The 20,694-nt window shown below is 67.1% G+C and carries 20 protein-coding genes; 12 read left to right on the forward strand and 8 right to left on the reverse strand.

What is annotated here, in order from left to right; genetic code table 11:
- Positions 1-251 precede the first annotated feature (251 nt).
- The 5 genes from ACSYHF_RS03415 to ACSYHF_RS03435 all read right to left on the reverse strand — a co-directional run bounded on the left by ACSYHF_RS03415 (position 252) and on the right by ACSYHF_RS03435 (position 5,156).
- Positions 252-1,079 carry a methyltransferase domain-containing protein gene (locus ACSYHF_RS03415; RefSeq protein WP_061478371.1) on the reverse strand — a complete coding sequence of 276 codons (828 nt, stop codon included), beginning with the start codon at positions 1,077-1,079 and terminating at the stop codon, positions 252-254.
- Positions 1,080-1,142: 63 nt separating this feature from the next.
- Positions 1,143-2,138, reverse strand: a complete 996-nt coding sequence (gene dusB, locus ACSYHF_RS03420; protein WP_447576422.1) for a tRNA dihydrouridine synthase DusB — start codon at positions 2,136-2,138, stop codon at positions 1,143-1,145.
- Between the two features lie 147 nt (positions 2,139-2,285).
- Positions 2,286-2,717, reverse strand: coding sequence for a hypothetical protein (locus tag ACSYHF_RS03425; RefSeq protein WP_065178745.1), 432 nt, complete (start codon positions 2,715-2,717; stop codon positions 2,286-2,288).
- Positions 2,718-2,866: 149 nt separating this feature from the next.
- Positions 2,867-3,832, reverse strand: a complete 966-nt coding sequence (locus ACSYHF_RS03430) for a ribokinase (RefSeq protein ID WP_005415321.1) — start codon at positions 3,830-3,832, stop codon at positions 2,867-2,869.
- A gap of 25 nt (positions 3,833-3,857) precedes the next feature.
- Positions 3,858-5,156: a NupC/NupG family nucleoside CNT transporter gene (locus tag ACSYHF_RS03435; RefSeq protein WP_005415322.1), complete on the reverse strand. Its 1,299-nt coding sequence runs from the start codon at positions 5,154-5,156 to the stop codon at positions 3,858-3,860.
- 193 nt (positions 5,157-5,349) lie between these two features.
- On the opposite strand from ACSYHF_RS03435, the gene ACSYHF_RS03440 reads away from it, so the two are divergent.
- The 7 genes from ACSYHF_RS03440 (at position 5,350) to ACSYHF_RS03470 (ending at position 11,967) form a co-directional block, all read left to right on the forward strand.
- Complete coding sequence (locus ACSYHF_RS03440) at positions 5,350-6,321, forward strand: aldo/keto reductase (protein WP_065178787.1); 972 nt, start codon at positions 5,350-5,352, stop codon at positions 6,319-6,321.
- A gap of 284 nt (positions 6,322-6,605) precedes the next feature.
- Positions 6,606-6,800, forward strand: a complete 195-nt coding sequence (gene hemP, locus ACSYHF_RS03445; RefSeq protein ID WP_005412278.1) for a hemin uptake protein HemP — start codon at positions 6,606-6,608, stop codon at positions 6,798-6,800.
- Positions 6,801-6,953: 153 nt separating this feature from the next.
- Complete coding sequence (locus ACSYHF_RS03450; RefSeq protein WP_447576085.1) at positions 6,954-9,146, forward strand: TonB-dependent hemoglobin/transferrin/lactoferrin family receptor; 2,193 nt, start codon at positions 6,954-6,956, stop codon at positions 9,144-9,146.
- A 4-nt stretch (positions 9,147-9,150) separates the two neighbouring features.
- On the forward strand, positions 9,151-9,750 hold the full coding sequence (locus ACSYHF_RS03455; RefSeq protein WP_447576086.1) for a Hemin transport protein: 600 nt from the start codon (positions 9,151-9,153) through the stop codon (positions 9,748-9,750).
- Between the two features lie 72 nt (positions 9,751-9,822).
- Positions 9,823-10,752 (forward strand): DUF6607 family protein, encoded by a 930-nt coding sequence (locus ACSYHF_RS03460; RefSeq protein ID WP_447576087.1) that lies wholly within the window; start codon positions 9,823-9,825, stop codon positions 10,750-10,752.
- A gap of 274 nt (positions 10,753-11,026) precedes the next feature.
- The gene (locus tag ACSYHF_RS03465) at positions 11,027-11,557 is read left to right on the forward strand and encodes a hypothetical protein (RefSeq protein WP_447576088.1); all 531 of its coding nucleotides are present in this window, start codon (positions 11,027-11,029) and stop codon (positions 11,555-11,557) included.
- Positions 11,551-11,967 (forward strand): hypothetical protein, encoded by a 417-nt coding sequence (locus ACSYHF_RS03470; protein WP_141239400.1) that lies wholly within the window; start codon positions 11,551-11,553, stop codon positions 11,965-11,967. Before ACSYHF_RS03465 ends, ACSYHF_RS03470 begins: the two co-directional genes overlap by 7 nt.
- A gap of 78 nt (positions 11,968-12,045) precedes the next feature.
- On the opposite strand, the gene ACSYHF_RS03475 is transcribed toward ACSYHF_RS03470, so the two are convergent.
- Both ACSYHF_RS03475 and ACSYHF_RS03480 read right to left on the reverse strand, forming a co-directional pair.
- Positions 12,046-14,562, reverse strand: coding sequence for an ABC transporter permease (locus ACSYHF_RS03475; protein ID WP_447576089.1), 2,517 nt, complete (start codon positions 14,560-14,562; stop codon positions 12,046-12,048).
- The gene (locus tag ACSYHF_RS03480) at positions 14,559-15,206 is read right to left on the reverse strand and encodes an ABC transporter ATP-binding protein (RefSeq protein ID WP_447576090.1); all 648 of its coding nucleotides are present in this window, start codon (positions 15,204-15,206) and stop codon (positions 14,559-14,561) included. The genes ACSYHF_RS03475 and ACSYHF_RS03480 overlap by 4 nt, the downstream gene beginning before the upstream one ends.
- Positions 15,207-15,281: 75 nt before the next feature.
- On the opposite strand from ACSYHF_RS03480, the gene ACSYHF_RS03485 reads away from it, so the two are divergent.
- From ACSYHF_RS03485 to ACSYHF_RS03495, 3 genes are all read left to right on the forward strand, one after another.
- Positions 15,282-15,926, forward strand: a complete 645-nt coding sequence (locus tag ACSYHF_RS03485; protein ID WP_447576091.1) for an arylesterase — start codon at positions 15,282-15,284, stop codon at positions 15,924-15,926.
- Positions 15,927-16,013: 87 nt separating this feature from the next.
- The gene (locus ACSYHF_RS03490; RefSeq protein ID WP_002811889.1) at positions 16,014-16,727 is read left to right on the forward strand and encodes a response regulator transcription factor; all 714 of its coding nucleotides are present in this window, start codon (positions 16,014-16,016) and stop codon (positions 16,725-16,727) included.
- A 153-nt stretch (positions 16,728-16,880) separates the two neighbouring features.
- Positions 16,881-18,152, forward strand: a complete 1,272-nt coding sequence (locus ACSYHF_RS03495) for a sensor histidine kinase (protein ID WP_005415333.1) — start codon at positions 16,881-16,883, stop codon at positions 18,150-18,152.
- A gap of 231 nt (positions 18,153-18,383) precedes the next feature.
- On the opposite strand, the gene ACSYHF_RS03500 is transcribed toward ACSYHF_RS03495, so the two are convergent.
- Complete coding sequence (locus ACSYHF_RS03500) at positions 18,384-19,085, reverse strand: SGNH/GDSL hydrolase family protein (protein WP_053500094.1); 702 nt, start codon at positions 19,083-19,085, stop codon at positions 18,384-18,386.
- A 211-nt stretch (positions 19,086-19,296) separates the two neighbouring features.
- On the opposite strand from ACSYHF_RS03500, the gene ACSYHF_RS03505 reads away from it, so the two are divergent.
- On the forward strand, positions 19,297-19,692 hold the full coding sequence (locus tag ACSYHF_RS03505; protein ID WP_005415335.1) for a diacylglycerol kinase: 396 nt from the start codon (positions 19,297-19,299) through the stop codon (positions 19,690-19,692).
- 33 nt (positions 19,693-19,725) lie between these two features.
- A complete protein-coding gene (locus ACSYHF_RS03510) occupies positions 19,726-20,475 on the forward strand; it encodes a TerC family protein (RefSeq protein WP_005415336.1) in 750 nt (249 codons plus the stop codon).
- The last annotated feature ends 219 nt before the right edge of the window (positions 20,476-20,694 follow it).

Genomic DNA, 20,694 nt, shown 5'->3' on the forward strand with positions numbered 1-20,694 from the left:
TGAGTAGATCCACGCCCTGCGTGGATGGCGGGACATCGGCGGTGGCAGCCACGCATGGCGTGGCTCTACTGCGTCGATCAGCGCCCGCAGCCGGTGCCGTTGAGTAGATCCACGCCCTGCGTGGATGGCGGGACATCGGCGGTGGCAGCCACGCATGGCGTGGCTCCACTGCGTCGATCAGCGCCCGCAGCCGGCGCCGTTGAGTAGATCCACGCCATGCGTGGATGCGGGAGCATTAGTGCCGCGTCGGCTCAATACACCGTCGCACGGCCCTGCACGAACGAGTAGAAGAACACCGCATTCGGGTCGTTCTGCACCAGGCGGAACTCGCGGCGCATGCCTTCCACGGTGTCCTCGTCCACCGAGCCGGCCTGCAGCAGCTGGTCGGCCGCCGACAGCAGCAGCTGCTCCCAGAACGCGATCATGGTCTTGCGACGCGCCGGTTCGCGGTTGTCCAGGTGGATGGTCTTGATCTCGGTATGCACGTCGCGGAAGCCGCCGGCCAGCAGCAGGTTGCCCAGCTTGGCGCCGACGAACGGGTCGCCGCCGTGGTCGTACTGGAAGTCGTTGAAGGCCATCCAGTAGCGCCAGATGTGCGGCGAGTACGGGTCGAGCAGGAACGAGGCATTCATCACTTCGGTGATGTAGACCGGCGAACCCGGTGCCAGCACGCGGCGCACTTCGCTCAGCACGCGGGCAGGGGAGGGGACGTGTTCCAGCACCCAGCACAGGAACGCCGCATCGAAGCTGCGGGCCTCGAACGGCAGTTCGCCGGCATCGGCCTGCTGCAGGGTGTAGCGGTCGCTGCACCACGGCGTGCGCGCCAGGTTCTCGCGCGCCGTGGCCAGCTGCGTTTCGCTCAGGTCCACGCCGGTCACGTGCAGCTCGGGGAAGCGGCGCAGCAGGATCTCGGTCTGCGCACCGACGCCGCTGCCGACTTCCAGCAGGCGCCGTGCACCGCTGTAGTCGATCTGGCCGAAGATGCTCGATTCCAGCAGGCGCGCCTGGGTCATCAGGCGCTGCTGTTCGGTGCCGGAAAACCCGTGCAGGTAGGTCGGAGAGGAGATCGGCGGGGTCATGGAGGCGGGCTCTGGGAGTTCAATTCGGTCGAGCAGGCTCGACGTTGTGACGCGGCAGTGCGGTCAGGCCGCCGAAGGCAGCGCCGGTTCCCCGGCAATCAGGCGGTCGAAGTACTCGGTGGTCAGCGCGATCTGGCTCTGCGGGTCTTCGGCAGGGTTGACCACCGCACGGAAGGCGGCGTTCTCCGGCCGGTCCCTGGCATACCAGCCCAGGTGCTTGCGCGCGATGCGCACGCCCTGCGGTTCACCGTAGAACGCGTGCAGCGCATGCAGGTGGCCGAGCAGGATGTCGCGCACTTCGGCCAGCGATGGCGGCGGCAGTTCCTGCCCGGTGGCCAGGTAATGCGCCACTTCGCGGAAGATCCACGGCCGGCCCTGCGCCGAGCGGCCGATCATCACCGCATCCACGCCGGTCTGCTGCAGCACGTAGGCGGCCTTCTGCGGCGAATCGATATCGCCATTGGCGATCACCGGAATGCGCAGCGCGGCCTTGATCTCGCCGATGGTGGCGTACTCGGCCTGGCCGGTGTAATGCTGGTCGCGGGTGCGGCCGTGCACGGCCAGCGCGGCGATGCCGCTGTTTTCGGCAATCCGGGCAATGACGGGCCCATTGCGGTGGTCACAGTCCCAACCGGTGCGGATCTTCAGGGTGACCGGCACGTCCACCGCGTTGACCACGGCTTCGAGGATGCGCGCCACCAGCTGCTCGTCGCGCATCAGCGCCGAGCCGGCCCAGGCGTTGCACACCTTCTTGGCCGGGCAGCCCATGTTGATGTCGATGATCTGCGCGCCGTGGTCGACGTTGTAGCGCGCGGCTTCGGCCAGCTGCTGCGGCTCGGTGCCGGCGATCTGTACGCTGATCGGTGCCGGTTCGCCGTCATGGTCCATGCGGTGGATCGACTTGCGCGTGTTCCAGAAGCGCGGGTCGCTGATGGTCATTTCCGAGGCGGCCAGTCCCGCGCCCAGCCGTTTGCACAGCAGGCGGAAGGGCTTGTCGGTGACGCCGGCCATGGGCGCCAGCACGACGTTGGGGGCAATGGTGTACGGGCCGATCTGCATGCGCCCATTGTAGAGCGCGGGCGCAGCCTGGGCGGTGTCGGCGGGCCCCGGGTTCAGGCCGATCGGCACCGACCTCATGCCGTACCGGCATCAGCAGATGCTTGACGGTTGCTTCCGTCGCCCCCAAGGGCGGGCGATGGTAGGTGGCTAACCCAGGCTCTGCCAGGCCTGGCGGGTACCCAGGGCGAAGGCCAGCCCCAGGCCCAGGCAGGCCAGCGAACTGACCACCCAGAAGCGCCGGCCGTTGTACCCCGGCCGGAACAGCGCCAGGCCGAAGCCCATCGCGGCGCGCAGCAGCAGCAAGGCAGCGATGGCGGGCAGGACCAGGCGGCTGGCCGGCAGTGGCGAATGCCAGCCCGCGGCGGCCAGTGCGTACAGGGTCCAGGCCACCAGCAAGGCAGTGATGCCGGCGGTCATCAGCGGTGGCCACCAGTGCCCCGCATGCGCGAGCCGGACCACGCGCTGTCCGGCACCGAAGTATCTGTACCACGCGGCGCCGAAGGCGATGCAGCCGATATGCAGCAGCGCCGCAGCGGCACTGCCTGCGGCCGCGACCAGCAACCAGGGGAATCCGTCCATGTCCTGCCCGTGCAAGGAAGCTGCGCGGATCGTGAGCGAGGGGCAGGATGTGGGCAATGCGACAGGCGGTCGCAGGGGCTGGGCAATGGGCAAAAGAAAGGCCCAGGTGCCTGTGCACCCGGGCCTTGTCATCCACGCCTGGCGTGGAATTACTTGGCTTCGGCGTCGGCCGGGGTGAAGCGCGGCATCGCCGCTGCAGCGCCTTCCTTCTCGGTCGAGCGACCGGCGAACTGGTTGGCAAAGCGCACGTGGCGGGCGAACGGAGCGTCGGCCACCTGCGCCAGCGACGCGGCCAGCGCACCGTTGAAGGCATCACCGGCACCGGTGGTGTCGATGGCCTGCACCTGCTCGGCGCCGACGCGGTAGTACGGCTGGGTATCGCCGCGCAGGTTCTCGTCGGCATGCGAGACGAACACGCCCACCGAACCCAGGGTCACCACCACGGTACCGTTGCCGACCAGCTTGCGGCAGAGCGCATGCAGGCTGGCGCCATCCAGCGCGGCGACATCGTTGGCATCCACGCGCTCACCGACATGGCGGCCGAGCAGCGCGGCGAACTCGGTCTCGTTCGGGGTGATCACATCGGCCAGCTTGAGCAGGCCGATGGTCGAGGGCGCGTCGGCAGGTGCGGTGTTGAGCACGGTGGTGACACCGGCCTCGCGGGCCGTGGCCAGCGCCGCTTCGATGGTCTGCACCGGCGATTCCAGCTGCACCAGCACCACCTTGGCGCTGGTGAGCAATGCCTGCTGCTGTTGCAGGAAGTCGGTGCTGAGCGCGGCGTTGGCGCCCGGGCCGATCACGATGGTGTTGCGGCCACGCGCGTCCACGTAGATGCCCGCAGTGCCGGTCGGCTCGCTGCTGGCTTCGGCAATCAGGCCGAAGCCATCCTGCGCGGCCAGTTCACGTGCGGTGGCGCCGCCGGCGTCATCGCCCAGCGCGCACACGAAGTGCGTCTCGGCGCCGGCGCGGCAGGCGGCCACGGCCTGGTTGAAGCCCTTGCCTCCCGGGCCGGTGCTGTAGCGGCCGGCAATGGTCGCACCCGGTGCCGGCAGCGACTCGCACCGCCACACGTGATCGACATTGAAGGAACCGACGACAACGACACTGCTGCTCATAGGAAATCTTTTCTCAACCAGGGGTTCAACTGAAGTGCGTCAGCACGCCGGCGATGGTCGCCGTCATGAAGGTGGCAATGGTACCGCCCAACACCGCGCGCAGGCCGAACTTGGCCAGATCGTGGCGACGTTCCGGCGCCAGGCCGCCGATGCCGCCGATCTGGATCGCGATCGAGCTGAAGTTGGCAAAGCCGCACAGCGCGTAGGTGGCGATCAGGCGGCCTTCGTCGGACAGGCTCACGCCCGCCACCTGGCCGTTCACGATCTGCGACAGCTCGGTGTAGGCCACGAACTCGTTGATCACGACCTTCTGGCCGATCAGCGAACCGACGGTGGTGGCATCAGCCCACGGGGTACCGATCACCCAGGCGATCGGGGCCAGCACGTAACCGAAGATGGTCGACAGGTTGGTCGGCTTGCCGATGGCAGCGGCCAGGCCGGTCACTTCGCCGAACCAGGTGAGCGGTGCATTCAGCAGCGCGATCAGGGCGATGAAGGCCAGCAGCATCGCGCCGATGTTCAGCGCCAGCTTCAGGCCGTCACCGGCACCGGCAGCGGCCGCGTCGATGATGTTGCTGGAGGTCTTCTCCACTTCCATCTTCACCGTGCCGCGGGTCAGCGGGGTGCCGGTTTCCGGAATCAGCAGCTTGGCCACGACCAGGGTGGCCGGTGCGGCCATGATGCTCGCTGCCAGCAGGTGCTTGGCGTAGAAGGCCTGCTGCGCCGGGTCGCCACCGCCGAGCATGCCCACGTAGGCCGCCAGCACGCCGCCGGCGATGTGCGCCATGCCGCCGATCATCATGGTCAGCAGCTCGGACTGGGTCATCCTGGCGATGTACGGGCGCACGGTCAGCGGCGCCTCGGTCTGGCCGATGAAGACGCTGGCGCAGACGCTGGTGGTTTCCGCGCCGGACACGCGCATCACCTTGGTGATCGACCAGGCCATCACGCGCACGATCGCCTGCATGACGTTGAGGTGGTACATGACCCCCATCAGCGCCGAGAAGAAGATGATGGTCGGCAGCACCTGGAAGGCGAAGATGAAGCCGTAGTTCTTGGTGTCCATCAACGAGCCGAAGATGAAGCCCGAGCCCTCGTTGACGAAGCTCAGGACCTTGACGAAGCCCTTGCCCAGCGCATCGAACACGTCGCGCCCGCCCGGCACCAGGATCACCAGCGCCGCGAAGGCGATCTGCAGGGTGATACCGGTGGCAACCAGCTTCCAGTCAACCGCACGCTTGTTGTTGGAAAACAACCAGGTGATGCCGATCAGCACCGCCAACCCGAACAGGCCGAAGCCGATCCTGCCCAAACCTTCGACCATGTGAGTGACTCCCCTGGGGCGTCGCGAAAAACGGGAAGCCTAGTGCAGGGCAGGGGCCGGGGCAAGAAAAAGCAGCGTGCGCGCGCCCATCGGTACCGATCAGGCCAGCAACGGCAAGGGCTTGCGGCCGGCGGCGGCAGGTAGAATGGGGCTCGATCCCGGCCCGGATGCGGGCCCGCAGCAGGAGATTCGCATGCAATACCGCCGCCTGGGCTCCACCGGCCTGCCGATTTCCGCCCTGTCCTTCGGCGCCTGGGTGACCTTCGGTGACCAGATCCCGCGCGACGAGGCCCGCAACCTGGTGGCTGCCGCCTGGGACCACGGCGTCAACTTCTTCGACAACGCCGAGGGCTATGCCAACGGCCGCGCCGAACAGGTGATGGGCGATGTGATCGCCGACCTGCGCCTGCCGCGCGATGGCATCTGCGTCTCCAGCAAGGTGTTCTTCGGCAGCGCCAAGGACCCACGGCCGACCCAGCGCGGCCTGTCGCGCAAGCATGTGACCGACGCCTGCCATGCCGCGCTCAAGCGCCTGCGGGTGGACTACCTGGACCTTTATTACTGCCATCGCCCGGATCCGGACGCGCCGATCGCCGAGACCGTGCATGCCATGGATACCCTGGTGCGGCAGGGCAAGATCCTCTACTGGGGCACCTCGGAGTGGTCGGCGGTGCAGATCCAGCAGGCGCTGGACATCGCCGAAGCACGCAACCTGCAGGGCCCGTCGATGGAGCAGCCGCAGTACAACCTGCTGCACCGCGAACGCGTCGAGGTCGAGTATGCGCCGCTGTATGCCGGTGCCGGCCTGGGCACCACCATCTTCTCGCCGCTGGCCTCGGGCCTGCTGACCGGCAAGTACGACCAGGGCATTCCGGCCGATGCGCGGCTGGGCCGCGAGGGCATGGAATGGCTGCAGGCGCTGGTGCTGGGTGACGACGCCGAGGCCCGCCTGGCCCAGGTGCGCCGCTTCAGCGAAGCAGCGCGTGAGCTGGGCCACGCCCCGGCCGCGCTGGCGATTGCCTGGTGCCTGCGCAACCCGAACGTCTCCAGCGTGATTCTCGGCGCCAGCCGGGTCAGCCAGCTGCTGCAGAACCTGCAGGCGCTGGAGGTGCTGGAGCAGGTCGATGCGGCTGGCTGGGCGCAGGTCGAAGCCGCCTTCGCCTGAAACCCGGGGCCGACCGGGCCTGGGCCTCGGTCGGGCCGGCCCGGCCGAGGGAACGGGAACGGTAGAGTCGACTGTTGGTCGACTGCTTCGAATAACCGACTGCTTCGAGCAACAGCAGTCGACCAACAGTCGACGCTACACGGCTGCGCCGCCATTTGATTGACGGGATCTATCGAATTGAAGAATTCGATCATTAATCCCATCAATCAAATTGAGAATGGTTGTTGATTGTCAACTGAGAATCATTATCATTTGACTCGTCCCTCGCACGAGTCCAGATGCTCATGAATGCTCAACCTGTACTGCTGCGCCCCGAAACGCTGACCCTCCGCGATCGTCCGGTCCGTGTCGTTCCGCCGGAAGAGGTCATCGACAGCGAAGCCCTGCTCAAGGGCCGTCGTGAAATCCTGATCCAGCACGGCGACCGCTTCTACCGCCTGCGGCACACCAGCAACGACAAGCTGATCCTGACCAAGTAATCGCGGCCTGGTCGCCCGCCTCCCTCCCTCCTGCCGGCAGCGCCGGCAGGGTGGGCGACCCGTCCGCGCCCGCTCTCTCCCCCTCGGTCTACCGCGTGCACCTCCCGGGTGTGCCGGTAACCGGGGGTTCCCCTGCCTGACCGAACGAACCCGATGACCCGCCCTACCGCCCTTTGCCTCGCCGTCTGGATGGCCCTGCCGCTGTCCGCCCATGCTGCTGCCGCGGCCACCGCCGCGCCTGATGCGCGCGACTTCGACCGCGTGCAGGTCACCGCCACCCGCACCGAGCGGGCAGTGAGTGACGTGGCGGCCACCGTGGATGTCATCGACCGCGAGCAGATGGACCGGCACCTGGTGCAGGACATCAAGGATCTGCTGCGCTACGAGCCGGGCCTGTCGGTCAGCCGCAGCGCCGCGCGCTTCGGCTTTGGCAGCATCCGCATCCGTGGCCTGGACGGCAACCGCGTGCGCGTGCAGACCGATGGCATCGCCATGCCCACCAGCTTCAACATCGGCTCGTTCTCCAACGCCAACCGCAACTTCACCGATCTGGACACGCTCAAGCGCGTGGAGATCGTGCGTGGCCCGGCCAGCTCGCTGTACGGTTCCGACGCGCTCGGGGGCGTGGTGGCCTTCGTCACCAAGGATCCGGCCGATTACCTGAAGGATGGCAAGGACAGCTACGTCGGCCTGAAGTTCGGCTACGACGGTGAGTGGAAGGGCCTGCTCGGCGGCGTGACCAGCGCGTTCGGCGGCCAACACTGGAGCGGCATGGTCAACATCAACCATCGCCAGGGCCAGGAAACCGGTAACAAGGGCGATGTTCGCAGCCTCGACAACACCCGTACCGCGCCCAACCCGCAGGACCGCGACGGTCGCAGCGGCCTGGCCAAGCTGGTCTATGCACCGAGCGAGGACCAGCGCTTCCGCCTGACCGTGGAAGGCAACGAAGACAACACCGATACCAGCGTGCTGTCCTCGATCGACCGCACCACCACCACCGGCATGAAGGCGCGCGACACGCAGAACCGCACCCGCGTGTCGTTCGCCCATGAAATGGATGCGCTGGACAAGGGCTTCGCCGACAACCTGCATTGGCAGCTGTATACCCAGCACAGCGAGACCAACCAGATCACCGACGAAGACCGCGCCAACCGCAGCCGCCGCCACCGCGAGTTCAACTTCGACCAGCGCGTGTACGGCCTGCAGGCACAATTCAACAAGGCGTTCAGCACCGGCAGTGTCGAACACGCGCTGACCTACGGCTTCGAAGGTGCGCGTACCGAGATCCGCCAGAAGCGCGACGGCTATCAGGTTCTGGCCAATGGCCAGACCAGCACCACCATCCTGCCCGACGCCTTCCCGGTACGCGATTTCCCGATCAGCAAGACCACCGAGCTGGGCCTGTACGCGCAGGACGAAATGCGCATGGCCGGCGGCAAGCTGTCGCTGGTGCCGGGCGTGCGCGTGGATCGCTACGAGCTGAAGCCGGAAGTGGACAGCATCTTCGCCGACGACAATCCCGGCGTTGCGGTGGCCAGGCTGACCAAGACCAGCGTCTCGCCGAAGCTGGGCGTGGTCTATCGCTTCACCGACGAATGGTCGCTGTTCGCCGGCTACTCGCATGGTTTCCGCTCGCCGCCGTACAACGACGTCAACCTGGGCTTCACCAACTTCGCCTTCGGTTACACCGCCATCCCCAATCCGGACCTGAAGCCGGAAACCAGTGATGGCATGGAGCTGGGCCTGCGCTTCCTGTCACCGGCCGCCTACGTCAGCGTCAGCGGCTACTACAACGAATACAAGGATTTCATCGAGTCGCAGTCGCTGGTCGGCACCAACGCCCAGGGCCTGATGGTGTTCCAGTCGCGCAACATCGCCGATGCGCGCATTTACGGTGCCGAACTGAAGGCTGGCGTTGACTTCGGCCAGATCAACCCGGCGCTGCAGGGCTGGGCGCTACGCAGCTCGGTGGCCTGGTCGCGCGGCGACAACAAGACCGAGGACACTCCGCTGGATTCGGTCGACCCGCTGCGCGGCACCGTCGGCCTGATGTACGACACCGACGCCTGGGGCGTCGAACTGGCCGGTACCTTCGTCAAGCGCAAGGACCGCGTCACTGCAGCGACGGTGTACCGCCCGGCCGGCTACGGCGTGGCCGACCTGATGGCGCACTGGAACTTCGCCCCGGGCGCGACCTTCAACGTCGGCGTGTTCAACCTGGGCGACAAGCGCTACATCGATTGGTCCAACGTGGGTTCGACGCTGTCTGCGACCAGCCGCGTGCTGGATCGCTACACCAGCCCGGGCCGCACCCTTTCCGCCAGCCTTGCCGTTTCCTGGTGACCTCATGAGCCGCGCCTTGTCCGCACGCAGGAATGAAGCCATCGCCGTGCAGGGCAGCGCGGCCTGGCCGACTCCGGCACAGCTGGCCACGCTCGGCACCGTGTTGTGCCTGTACCACGCCGACGGCAACGAGCTGGGTGGCTGGCGCCAGGCGGTGCGCGTGCACGCCTGCCAGGGCGTGGACAGCGAGGGCATACGCGAAAGCCTGTGTTTCCTTGATACCCGCGGCCGCTGCGTGTGGCGCCTGTACCTGCTGCCCGACAGCGATTTCCTGGCCTGGGACCGGCTGGTCGCGGCGCTGCCGCCGGGCCCGGAGCACGACAGAGATGGCAGTGTCGGCGAACGCCTGTGGCGTCGCCTGGCCGGGCACCTCGGCGGCCAGCGCTGGCGCCTGTGCACGCTGCGCTTGCATGCCGCGGACGAGGGCCGCACGCTGGCAGCCAGCCTGTCGACCCTGTCCTCGCTGGGCGCGGCCACCGCGCGTCGCATCGCTCGGTTGGAAGGTGCCGAAGGCGAGCTGGCGATCGACGATTGCTGCTGCGCCGACGCCGCGCGCCGGCCGACACCCCGTATTCCCGGCGACCTGCCGCTGATCCGCCTGTGATCCTTTCCTGATGGAACGCCCGCCGGCCCTGGAAGGCCTCTCAACGAACCTGCAACCCCGAAGGAAGACCCGATGAAGTTCCAGACAGCCAGCGTCATGCTGTTGCTCGCTGCCAGCGGCGTGGCCAGCGCGCAGCCCTCCGACATCGCCCGCGACCACGACAGCATCCTCGCCATGCAGGGCGAGTACACCGTCGACTTCGCGTTCGACGAGACCGTGCTGCTCAAGCCCGGCTACGAGCGTGCGCCGGCGATGCGCAGCGGCGGCAGCGAAGTGGTCATCGTGGTCGAGGACACCCCGCAGCGCATCGTGCTGCAGCACCTGTTGCTCGATGAGAAGAGCGGCCACATCACCAAGCACTGGCGCCAGGACTGGGTCTACGAAGCGCCCAGCCGTTTCGAGTTCAGCGCCGACCAGACCTGGCAGGTACGCCGCATTCCCGCAGCGGTGAACCAGGGCGCCTGGACCCAGTGCGTGTATGAAGTGAGCGATGCACCGCGCTACTGTGGCACCGGCAAATGGACGTACACCAACAACGTGCCGAGCTGGACCAGCGACCTGAGCTGGCGCCCGCTGCCGCGTCGTGAATACACAAAGCGCAGCGACTACAACGCGCTGGCCGTGGTCAACCGCCACACGCTCACGCCCAATGGCTGGACCCACGAGCAGTTCAATACCAAGGTGCAGCGCAACGCCGACGGCAGCCAGGTGGAGATCGCCCGCGAGTTCGGCTTCAACGACTACGTCAAGACAACCGAGGTCGACTTCACCCCGGCCCGCGCCTACTGGAAGGCCACCGCCGGCTACTGGGCCAAAGTGCGCCAGCGCTGGGACGGCTTCCTCGGCCAGGCCCCGGGCGTGCACCTGAAGACCAAGCTCGATGGCATGGCGATGATCATCCCGCTGTTCACCCAGGCCGAAGAGATCCAGTCCGGCAAGAAGGTGAAGGACGCGCAGATCGACGAGGTGTTCGCCAAGTACGTGGAAAAGGCGCCGAACTGAGGCCACGTGTGGAGTCGAGCTGTGCTCGACTCCACAACCGCATCCACTCACGGCGTGGCTCTGTCGGGCCGTCCATGTGCTCTTGGTAGGTGCCGAGCTTGCTCGGCACGCTTTCGGTGGTGATGCGATTCGGTGTCTGCGCGCGTCGCCGAACGGATTGGTGCCTTGTGCGCATAAACATGACGCATTTCGCTGGATTTTGTCCGAGTCCGCTTTCCGGCTTCTGCGCATGGGGTAGGGTGGCCGCCCACGCAGTCATTGAACGTCGCCGCAGATGAAGCTTTCCGCCTTGTGCAGTCAAATGTTGTCCGGCGAAGCCTGCGATGATATCGACAGCTTCTTTCTCGAAATCGATGACTTCGGGGAAGCCGCACTTGTTTCGCGAACCCAGCGGATAGACGGGCTGCTCGCGCGTCTTGGGCCTCGATGGACATCGGCTTATCTGTTCAGTCTCTGCATGCATGTTCTGGCGACCGTTCGTATTGCCGGCAGCGCACGCGATCCAGCCGGAGCGAAGATGTTTCTGGCATTGAGCTTCACGGATTTCGAGCTGTATGCGGAAGAGGGCGTGCTGCTCCCCAATGTTTTCTACTATCCAGGTTCGGAGGGGGGCGCATTTGGAGCCCGGCGCTGGCACGAAAGTGGCAGCAACACCTCGACGGAAATCGACGCCGTGCGCTCCGTTGTCGAAGATGCTGGCCTGCTCGCGGGTTTTCGCTTCTGCGAAAGCCGCACTGATGGCCCTCCCGGTTACGAAGTTGTTCGTGTCTTTGCGATTCCAATGCATGGAAATGAGGCTTGCTGATGGTCGTTCCAGAACGCCAGATGTTCGATACCTATCTGTCCGATCCGCAGGTCTACGATCGTCTTGAACAGCATATCCACGACCACTTCATGACGGGAATCAACGCGGCAAGCCTGCGCATTGAAGACTTCCGCAGCCCGCACTACAACACGTTCTTCGTCGATGGCACTAAGGATCGCGGTGCCAACCCGATCTTCTCCGCCAAGCACCTGCCCAGCGGCAACATCATCCGGGTCGTCATTTTCGACAGCCCGCCTGAATACAGCGAAGTCCGTAAGCGGGTAGGGGATAATGAGGAGAAGGACGAGCTCTGCCTGTTCATAACGCTTCTGGGCGTGCAGCGCGCGATGAGCGCGACCGTGGCCTGGGCGCAGCAACAGGCGTCCGTCATCCCGGCCACTCGTCAGTAGACCCACGCCATGTGTGGATGCGCTTAGGTGGGGCGCGCAGCGTACAGCCGGCCCCACCCGCAGCGTGTCACGGTCGCCTCAGGCCTCGCGCAGCGCCAATGCCGGCGGCGTATGCAGGATCGCCCGCGTGCCCCACCAGCCCGCCAGCAGGCTCAAGCCGATGCCGACTACGCCGCCAATCAGCAGCCCCGGCCACGGCGGCAGCAATGGCAGCTCGAACACCTTCTGCGAGACCGCCACGCCGATCGCAGCGGCCGCGCCCACCGCCAGCATCGCCGCCAGCGTGCCCAGCGCGCCGAACTCCACCAGTACCGCGCCACGCAACTGGCGCCGGGTCGCACCCAGGGTGCGTAGTACCGCGCTGTCGTAGCGGCGCTCGCCGGCTGTGGCCTGCAGCGCGGCCAGCAGCACCAGCACGCCGGCCAGCAGGCTGAACACCATCACCAGCTGCACCGCCTGCGCCACGCGCTCCATCACATCGCGCACCTGCGAAATCACCGCATCCACGTCCAGCAGCGACAGGTTCGGCTGCGCGCGCACCAGTTCGCCCAGGCCCGCCGCCTTGCCGGCCGGCAGATGGAAGGCCGACAGCAGGTTGTGCGGGGTTTCGCCCACCGCATTCGGGTTCAGCAACACGAAGAAGTTCGGCCGGAAGGTGTTCCAGTCCGCCTTGCGCACGCTGGTGACGGTGAACTCGCGTTCCTGCTCGCCCACTGCAATGGTGATGCGGTCGCCCGGGTACAGGCCGTAACGCTTGGCCCAGCCGATCTCCACTGATGCCTCCGGCGCCGTGCTGTCGTTCTTCCAGAAGGTGCCGTTGACCAGCGTGTTGGCGGGGGGGAAGGTGCTGCGCCAGCTGAAGTTCAACGGCCGGTTCTCGTCGTCGTCATCGCGCTGACCTTCGCCTTGTGCCGCTTGTCCGTCCTGACCGGGCTCGCGGTCCACGCGCAGCGGTGGCTTGCCATTGATCGCGATCAGGCGGCCGGTGGCCATCGGTTCGATGCTGGCGTCACCGGCGCCCAGTCCACGCAGCGTGGCCAGCACGCTGTCGCGCTGTTCGGGCTGGATGTTGATCAGGAAGTAGTTGGGCGTGTCCGCCGGCAGGCGCTCGCGCCATTGCTGCAGCAGGCCGGGGCCGGTCACGGCCAGCAACAGCAGCGCGCACAGCGACAGCGACAGCCCGACCAGCTGCATTACCGCCAGCATCCGGCGCCGGGTCAGCGCGGCCAGGCCCAGCCGCCAGTGGCCGTGCAGGCGGTGCTGCAGGCCGCGCAGCAGTTGCAGCAGCACGAAGCCGACCACCCCGGCGGCCAGTGCCAGCGTGGCCAGGCCGCCCAGCACCCACAACGCCAGCTTCAGGTCGCCGGTGACTTGTACCGCCAGCAGCAGGCTGGCCGCCAGCGCTGCCACATAGGCCAGCAGTGACGCCGGCGGCAGGGCAGCGAAGGAACGGTTGAGCACCCGCATCGGCGGCACCCCGCGCAGGCGCAGCAGCGGTGGCAGGCCGAAGCCGAACAGCAGCAACAGGCCGATGCCGGCGCCGGTCAGCGCAGGCATCGCCTCGGGCAACGGCAGGCGCTGCGGCACCAGGCTGCCCAGTACCTGCACCAGGCCTTCCTGCGCGGCCATGCCCAGGCCGATGCCGAGCGCACAGGCCGGCACCGCCAGCATCAGCAGCTGCAGTGCCAGGCCAAGCAGGATGTCGCGCTGGCGCGCACCCAGGCAGCGCAGGATCGCCACCTGGTCGATGCGGCGCAGCGCGAAGCGGTTGGCCGCCAATGCGGTGGCCACGCCCGCCAGCAGCACCGCCAGCAGCGCGCTCAGGCCGAGGAAGCGCCCGGCCAGATCGAAGGCCTGGCGCACGCCGCGCTGGGTGTCATCCACGCTCAGCAGGCGCAGGCCCTTCACCTGTGGCAGCAGCCACTCACGCAGGGACGCGACCAGCCCGGGCGGTCCTGCAAACATCAGCCGGTAGTTGATGCGGCTGCCGGGGCCAAGCAGTCCCGTGCCTTCCACATCGGCGCGGTTGACCAGCAGGGTGGGGGACAGCGTCAGCAGGTCGCCACCGGTGTCCGGCTCGGCCTCGATGATGCCGGCGATGCGCAGCGTGCCGGCGCCGAACTCGAGATCATCGCCGGCCTTCAGCCCGAGCCCCTGCAGCAGGCGTGGGTCGGCATAGGCCTGGCCCTTGGGTGGCATGCCGGCATCGGTGATCAGCGCCCCGCCGGGCGTGGCCCGTACCCGCAGCGTGCCGCGCAGTGGATAGCCCGCCTGCACCGCCTTGATGCTCGCCATCTGGCTGGCCTCGCCATGGAACAGCACGCTGCCGAAGCTGGCGATGCGGGTGTAGGCCAGTCCACGCCGTTGTGCCTCGTCGGCGAATGCCTGCGGCGGGTCATCACGCCCGGCGATGCCGAGATCGCCACCGAGCATTTCCGCCGCGCTGCCGGTCAGCGCCAGGTTGACCCGGTTCACCAGCGTGCCCACCGCGGTCATCACCGCCACGCCCAGCACCAGTGCGGCGAACACGGTGAGCAGGTCGCCGGCCAGCGCCTCGCGACGCAGCGCGCGCCACGCGTGCCGCAGCAGGTTCATGCCTGGGCTCCGCGCTCAACCGGCAGCAGGCGACCGTCGTCGATACGATGGATGTACTGGCAACGCTGCGCAAGGCGCATGTCGTGGGTGACCAGTACCAGGGTAGTGCCGCTGCCGGCGTTGAGTTCGAACAGCAGGTCGCTGACGTGCTGGCCGGTGGCATGGTCCAGCGATCCCGTCGGTTCGTCGGCGAACAGGATGCGCGGCCGGGTGACGAAGGCACGCGACAGTGCCACGCGCTGCTGCTCGCCACCGGACAGCTGGCGCGGGTAGTGGCGGGCGCGATGGGAGAGGCCGACCTGCGCCAGCACTTCATCGACCCGCGTGCGATCCTCGCGCCCGGCGAGTTCCAGTGGCAACGCGACGTTCTCGGCGGCGGTCAGCGCCGGCAGTAGGTGGAAGCTCTGGAACACGAAGCCAACCTCGCGCGCGCGCAGCTGGGCCCGCGCTTCTTCATCGAGGTCGCCCAGGTCCTGGCCCGACAGCGCAATGCGGCCCCGACTGGGCAGGTCCAGCCCGGCCAGCAGGCCGAGCAGGGTGGTCTTGCCCGAACCGGAGGCGCCGACGATGGCCGCGCTGGTGCCTTCATGGACGGTCAGGGTGATGTTGTCCAGTATGTGGACTTCACCCTCCGGGCCCTGCACGGATTTGCCGACCTGGTCGACGGCGATGGCGACGGGCGCGCTGCGGGGGGACAGGCTGTCGATGAGGAGACTCCAATGCGCAAGACGGGATGGAGCCGGCGAGCCGGCGCGATGATGGTGCTGTTGCTAGGGTTCCTGCTGTTGCCGGGGCTGGCCTGTGCCAAAGGTCCGGCTGGCACCGTGCTGGTGCTCGGCGACAGCCTCAGTGCCGCCCACAATATCCCTGCCGACGCCGGCTGGGTCAGCTTGCTGCAACAGCGGGTCAGGCAGCAGTCGAAAACCCCGGCGCGCATCGTCAACGCCAGCATGAGCGGGGAAACCACCGCCGGCGCGCTGACCCGCCTGCCGGGCCTGCTGGCCAAGGAGAAGCCGACCGTGGTGGTGATCGCGCTGGGCGGCAATGACGCGCTGCGTGGGTTGACCCCGGCGCAGGTGCAGGGCAACCTGGAAAAAATGGTGCAGGCCAGCCAGAAGGCCGGTGCCAAGGTGCTGCTGCTGGGCATCGACGTGCCGCCCAACTACGGACCGGCCTACCGCCAGCGCCTGGCCGCGGCCTACAAGGCGCTGGCCACGCAGTACAAGGTGCCGCTGCTGCCGTTCCTGCTGGAGGGCGTGGCCCTGCAGCCGGGCATGATGCAGGGCGACGGCCTGCACCCCACGGCGCAGGCGCAGCCGAAGGTGCTGGACAACGTCTGGCCGCTGCTCAGGCCGCTGCTCTGAACCGTTTGTGTACCTCTTGACGGAACTTCACATCGCGTCCACCGTCGATCCGGCATGTTTCACAAAGCTGAAGTTAGAGGGAATCACATGCGTCAGACGAAGGAGACCTCCGGCTTGGTGCTGGTGGTCGAAGACAACCGCAACATCTCCGAGATGATCGGGGAATACCTGGAAGGTCGCGGCTTCGAAGTCGACTATGCACAGGACGGCCTGGATGGCTACCGCCTCGCGGCGGAGAACAGCTATGACGTCGTGGTGCTCGATCTCATGTTGCCGCGCCTGGATGGCATCGAAGTGTGCCGTCGCCTGCGCAACGATGCGCGCAAGTCCACGCCGGTGCTGATGCTCACGGCACGCGACACGCTGGACGACAAGCTCACCGGCCTCGGGTTTGGTGCCGATGACTACCTGACCAAGCCGTTCGCGATCCAGGAGCTGGAAGCCCGCCTGCGCGCGCTGATCCGTCGCGAACGCCGCCAGGTCGGTTCGGAGGTGCTGAAGGTCGCCGACCTGGTGCTCGATCCGGTCAGCATGCGGGCTACCCGTGCCGGTACCGAGCTGCAGCTGTCGCCGATCGGCCTGCGCCTGCTGACGATCCTGATGCGCGAATCGCCGCGCGTGGTCACCCGCCAGGAGATCGAACGCGAGATCTGGGGCAATGGCCTGCCGGATTCGGACACCCTGCGCAGCCATCTGTACAACCTGCGCAAGATCATCGACAAGCCGTTCGACCGTCCGCTGCTGCACACCGTGCAGAGCGCCGGCTATCGCATTGCCGATATTGCCCAGCCGATGGCCTGATCGGGGCCCGGCCTGTGCAGCATCAGGCCCGGCCGGGCAACGACCCCGCACCGGGCACGGATGACCGGCCGGCGCTGCCGCCGGTCAGCGTCCGTGCACGACTACGGCGCAGCGCGCTGCCTATAATCGCAGCGCTCTGACCGGGACCCCGCAATGCCGCACGGCCTGCCGCGCAAGATCCGTATCGCCTTCATCCTGCAGGCAGTCCTGGCCAGCCTGGGCATCCTGCTCGGTGCCTGGCTGGTCTCGCTGGTGATCAAGCACAGCCTGGTCGGCGCCGCCCTGCGCGAGGAAGCGGCCTATTACTGGACGCTGCACGAGGCGTCGCCGGTGCAGCCGCCGCCCAACACCCACAACATCCGCGGCTACCTGCTGGAAAGCGGGCAGTCGGCACTGTCATTGCCGGCCAACCTGCGCACCCTGGAGCCTGGCTTCCACGAGCTGCCCCAGGACGACCAGCTGGTGCTGGTCGACGTGCGCCCTGCCGGTCGCCTGTACCTGGTGTTCCTGCGCTCGCGCGCGGAGATGCTGGCGTTCTGGTTCGGCATCGTGCCGGTGCTGCTGACCCTGTTGGCGGTGTATGGCGCCAGCTGGGTCACCTACCGTGCCTCCAAGCGACTGGTGTCGCCGGTGAACTGGCTGGCGCGGCGCGTCTCGCGCTGGGACCCGGGCCACCCCGAAGCGGCCGATCTGGAGCCGAACAAGCTGCCGGCGGACATGCAGGGCGAGACCCGCCAGCTGGCGGCCGCACTGCATTCGCTGGCCAACCGGGTCAGCGCGCACGTGGCGCGCGAGCGCAACTTCACCCGTGATGCCAGCCATGAGCTGCGCACGCCGTTGACCGTCATCCGCGTGGCCAGCGACATGGCCCTTGGCGATGAAACCCTGCAGCCGCGCCTGCGCCGCAGCCTGCAGCGCATCCAGCGTGCAGGCCGTGACATGGAGGCGGTGATCGATGCGTTCCTGATCCTGGCCCGCGAGGCCGATGTCGAACCGCAGATCGAGCTGTTCGACGTCAACGACATCGTCCGCTACGAGGTGGACAACGCCAACGAGCTGCTGGGCAACCGGCCCGTATCGGTGCACCTGCACGGCGAAGGCCCGGTACAGCTGCACGCACCGCCGCGGGTGCTGCAGGTGGTGGTCAGCAACCTGGTGCGCAATGCCTGCAGCTACACCGACGAAGGGCGTATCGACGTGCACGTGCTCAATGACCGGGTGGTGGTGCGCGATACCGGCATCGGCATGTCCGCCGAGGCGCTGTCGCGCGCGTTTGAACCGTTCTACCGCGCCGAGCCGAGCCGTCCGCAGGGCACCGGCCTGGGCCTGTCGATCGTGCGCCGGCTGTGCGACCGCTTCGGCTGGAAGGTCAGCCTGGCCAGCGAGCCGGGCAAGGGCACCGAGGCTACGGTGATCTTCCGGTAGAGGGATTTTGCCGGGCTGCGCCCGGCACCCGCCGAGGCAACATCAACATCAGAAGCGGGCATTCCGTGGAATGGCGGGGCGGTGTGGGTTTGCAGGACACGCCGTAAACCCGTCCATGGGGGCTCGATGGCGCCATCCATGGCGCCAACGGTCCTGCAAACCCACACCGCCCCGCCTTCGACAGTTTCCCGCGATCCGCAGTAGATCCACGCCATGCGTGGATGGGGTTGCTCAGTTGCAGTTGACCTTCGGCGCCAGCGCCCTGGTCCAGATCGCATAGCCGGCCGGGGTCATGTGCAGCATGTCCTCGCGGAACAGCGTCGCATCCGGCTGGCCGTCGGCGCCGAGCATCGGCGTGTAGATGTCGGTGAAACCGGTGTTGGGCAGCTTGGCCAGCGCGGCCTTGATCAGCGTGTTGGCCTCGTTGATCGCCGGCAGCAGGTGCGCGCGCGACGGGCTCGGCTTGATCGACAGGTACTCCACCTTGGTCTTCGGCAGGTCGCGGTGCACGCGCTGCACGAAGGCAACCACGTCGTCGCGCACCTGCACGGCGCTGCGGCCACTGTTGAGGTCGTTGTCGCCCGCGTAGAAGAACACTTTGCATGGCGCATACGGCACCACGATGCGGTCGGCGTACCAGGTGCTGTCGCGCACTTCCGAGCCGCCGAAGCCGCGGTTGAACACTGGCTGGCCAGGGAAGTCGGTGGCCAGGCTCTCCCAGAAGCGGATCGAGGAGCTGCCAATGAACTCGATGCCACCGCGCGGCGGCGGGGTGGACTGGTCGGCGCTGGCGAAGCGGGCCATGTCGCCGGCCCAGGCTACGTTGGAGACCTGTTCTGGCACACGGGGCGACTCGGCCGGGCTCAGCGCCTGGGCCAGCGGTGCGGCAGTCAGCAGGCCCAGCATCAACAGGCAGGTACGGCGACGGGACATCAGGCGCTCCAGCAGGCAAGGGGCATCCATCATAGGAGCATGCCCGGGCCGTTGCTTGCCCCTGGCAGGCCGTTCAGCGGGCCGGCGCGGGCTGCGGTTGGCGGCCTTGTGGCAAAATGGCCGCCATCTGCCTATTCCTGTGCACCCATGATTCCCTGCCGTGCGTCTGAGCGGTCGCTGCGCCGCGCCCCCGTTGCTGGATGTTCCACCCGTGGCTGATCAGTTCGGCCACCTGCCGCGCGGCCCGCGCCGCATCTTCCAGGCCGCCCGCTGGTCCTGGCAGGGCCTGCGCGCTGCCTGGCTGCACGAGTCCTCGTTCCGGCTTGAGGTCTACCTGCTGATCCTGCTGACGCCGATTGCGATCTGGCTGGGCCAGACGCCGGTCGAACGCGCGCTGCTGATCGGCTCGATGCTGCTGGTGCTGGCGATGGAGCTGGCCAACTCGGCCATCGAAGCGGTGATCGAACGCTACGGCAGTGAGATTCACGAGCTGGCCGGCCGCGCCAAGGACATGGGCTCGGCGGCGGTGTTCGTGCTGATGATGAACGTGTTGCTGTGCTGGGCGCTGGTCGTGGTTCCGCACGCGCTGGCCGGCAACTACGGCTGAAACCCCATTCCCCCACTGCCTTGAAGAGTTTCCATGTCCTTTGAGTTCCTCGCCGACCCCAATGCCTGGGTGACCCTGTTCACGCTCAGCGCGCTGGAAATCGTGCTCGGCATCGACAACCTGGTGTTCATTTCCATTGCTGTCAGCAAGCTGCCGGAAGAGCGCCGCCCGTTCGCCCGCAAGCTCGGCATCGCGGTGGCCTGCATTACCCGCATCGGCCTGCTGGTATCGCTGGCCTACCTGGCGCACATGGCGGCAAACCTGTTCACCGTGGCCGGCATGGGCATCTCCATCCGCGACCTGGTGCTGATCGTTGGCGGCCTGTTCCTGATCATCAAGGGCTGCATGGAGATCAAGGAACTGATCAGCGGTGGCGAGGATGAAGATCCCAGCACCACCAAGGCCTCGGCCGTGTTCGGCTACGTGATCGCGCAGATCGCGGTGATCGACATCGTGTTTTCGCTGGACTCGGTGATCACCGCCGTCGGCATCGCCGACCACATTCCGGTGATGGTCGCCGCGATCCTGCTGTCGGTGATGGTGATGCTGCTGGCCGCCAACCCGCTGGGCCGCTTCATCGATGCCAACCCGACCGTGAAGATGCTGGCGCTCGCCTTCATCCTGATGATCGGCGCGGTGCTGATCCTGGACGGCCTGGACGTGCACGTGCCCAAGCCCTACATCTACGCCGCGATGGGCTTCTCGGTGCTGGTGGAGTGGCTGAACCTGCTGATGCGCCGCCGCGCCCGCGAGCACAACGTGCCGGGCGCCGGCAACTGGTAAGCGCGCCACTGGCGTGTGAGTCCCTCAGAACCCCCGGCATTCCGGGGGTTCTGCGTTGTGGGGGCGAGGTCGGTTCTGCAACGGCATTGTGGTTTTTGCACTTGTGGCTGCGTTCCGGCTTCCACTTGTGAACCAGGATCAACAGTGTTTTCCCGGGGCGAGGCTTAATCCGGCGCAGCAAAGCGCGCAGGCTACGCACTCCCGATTCCCGCCCCCAGG

It is taken from the genome of Stenotrophomonas maltophilia group sp. P373, from assembly GCF_053295075.1.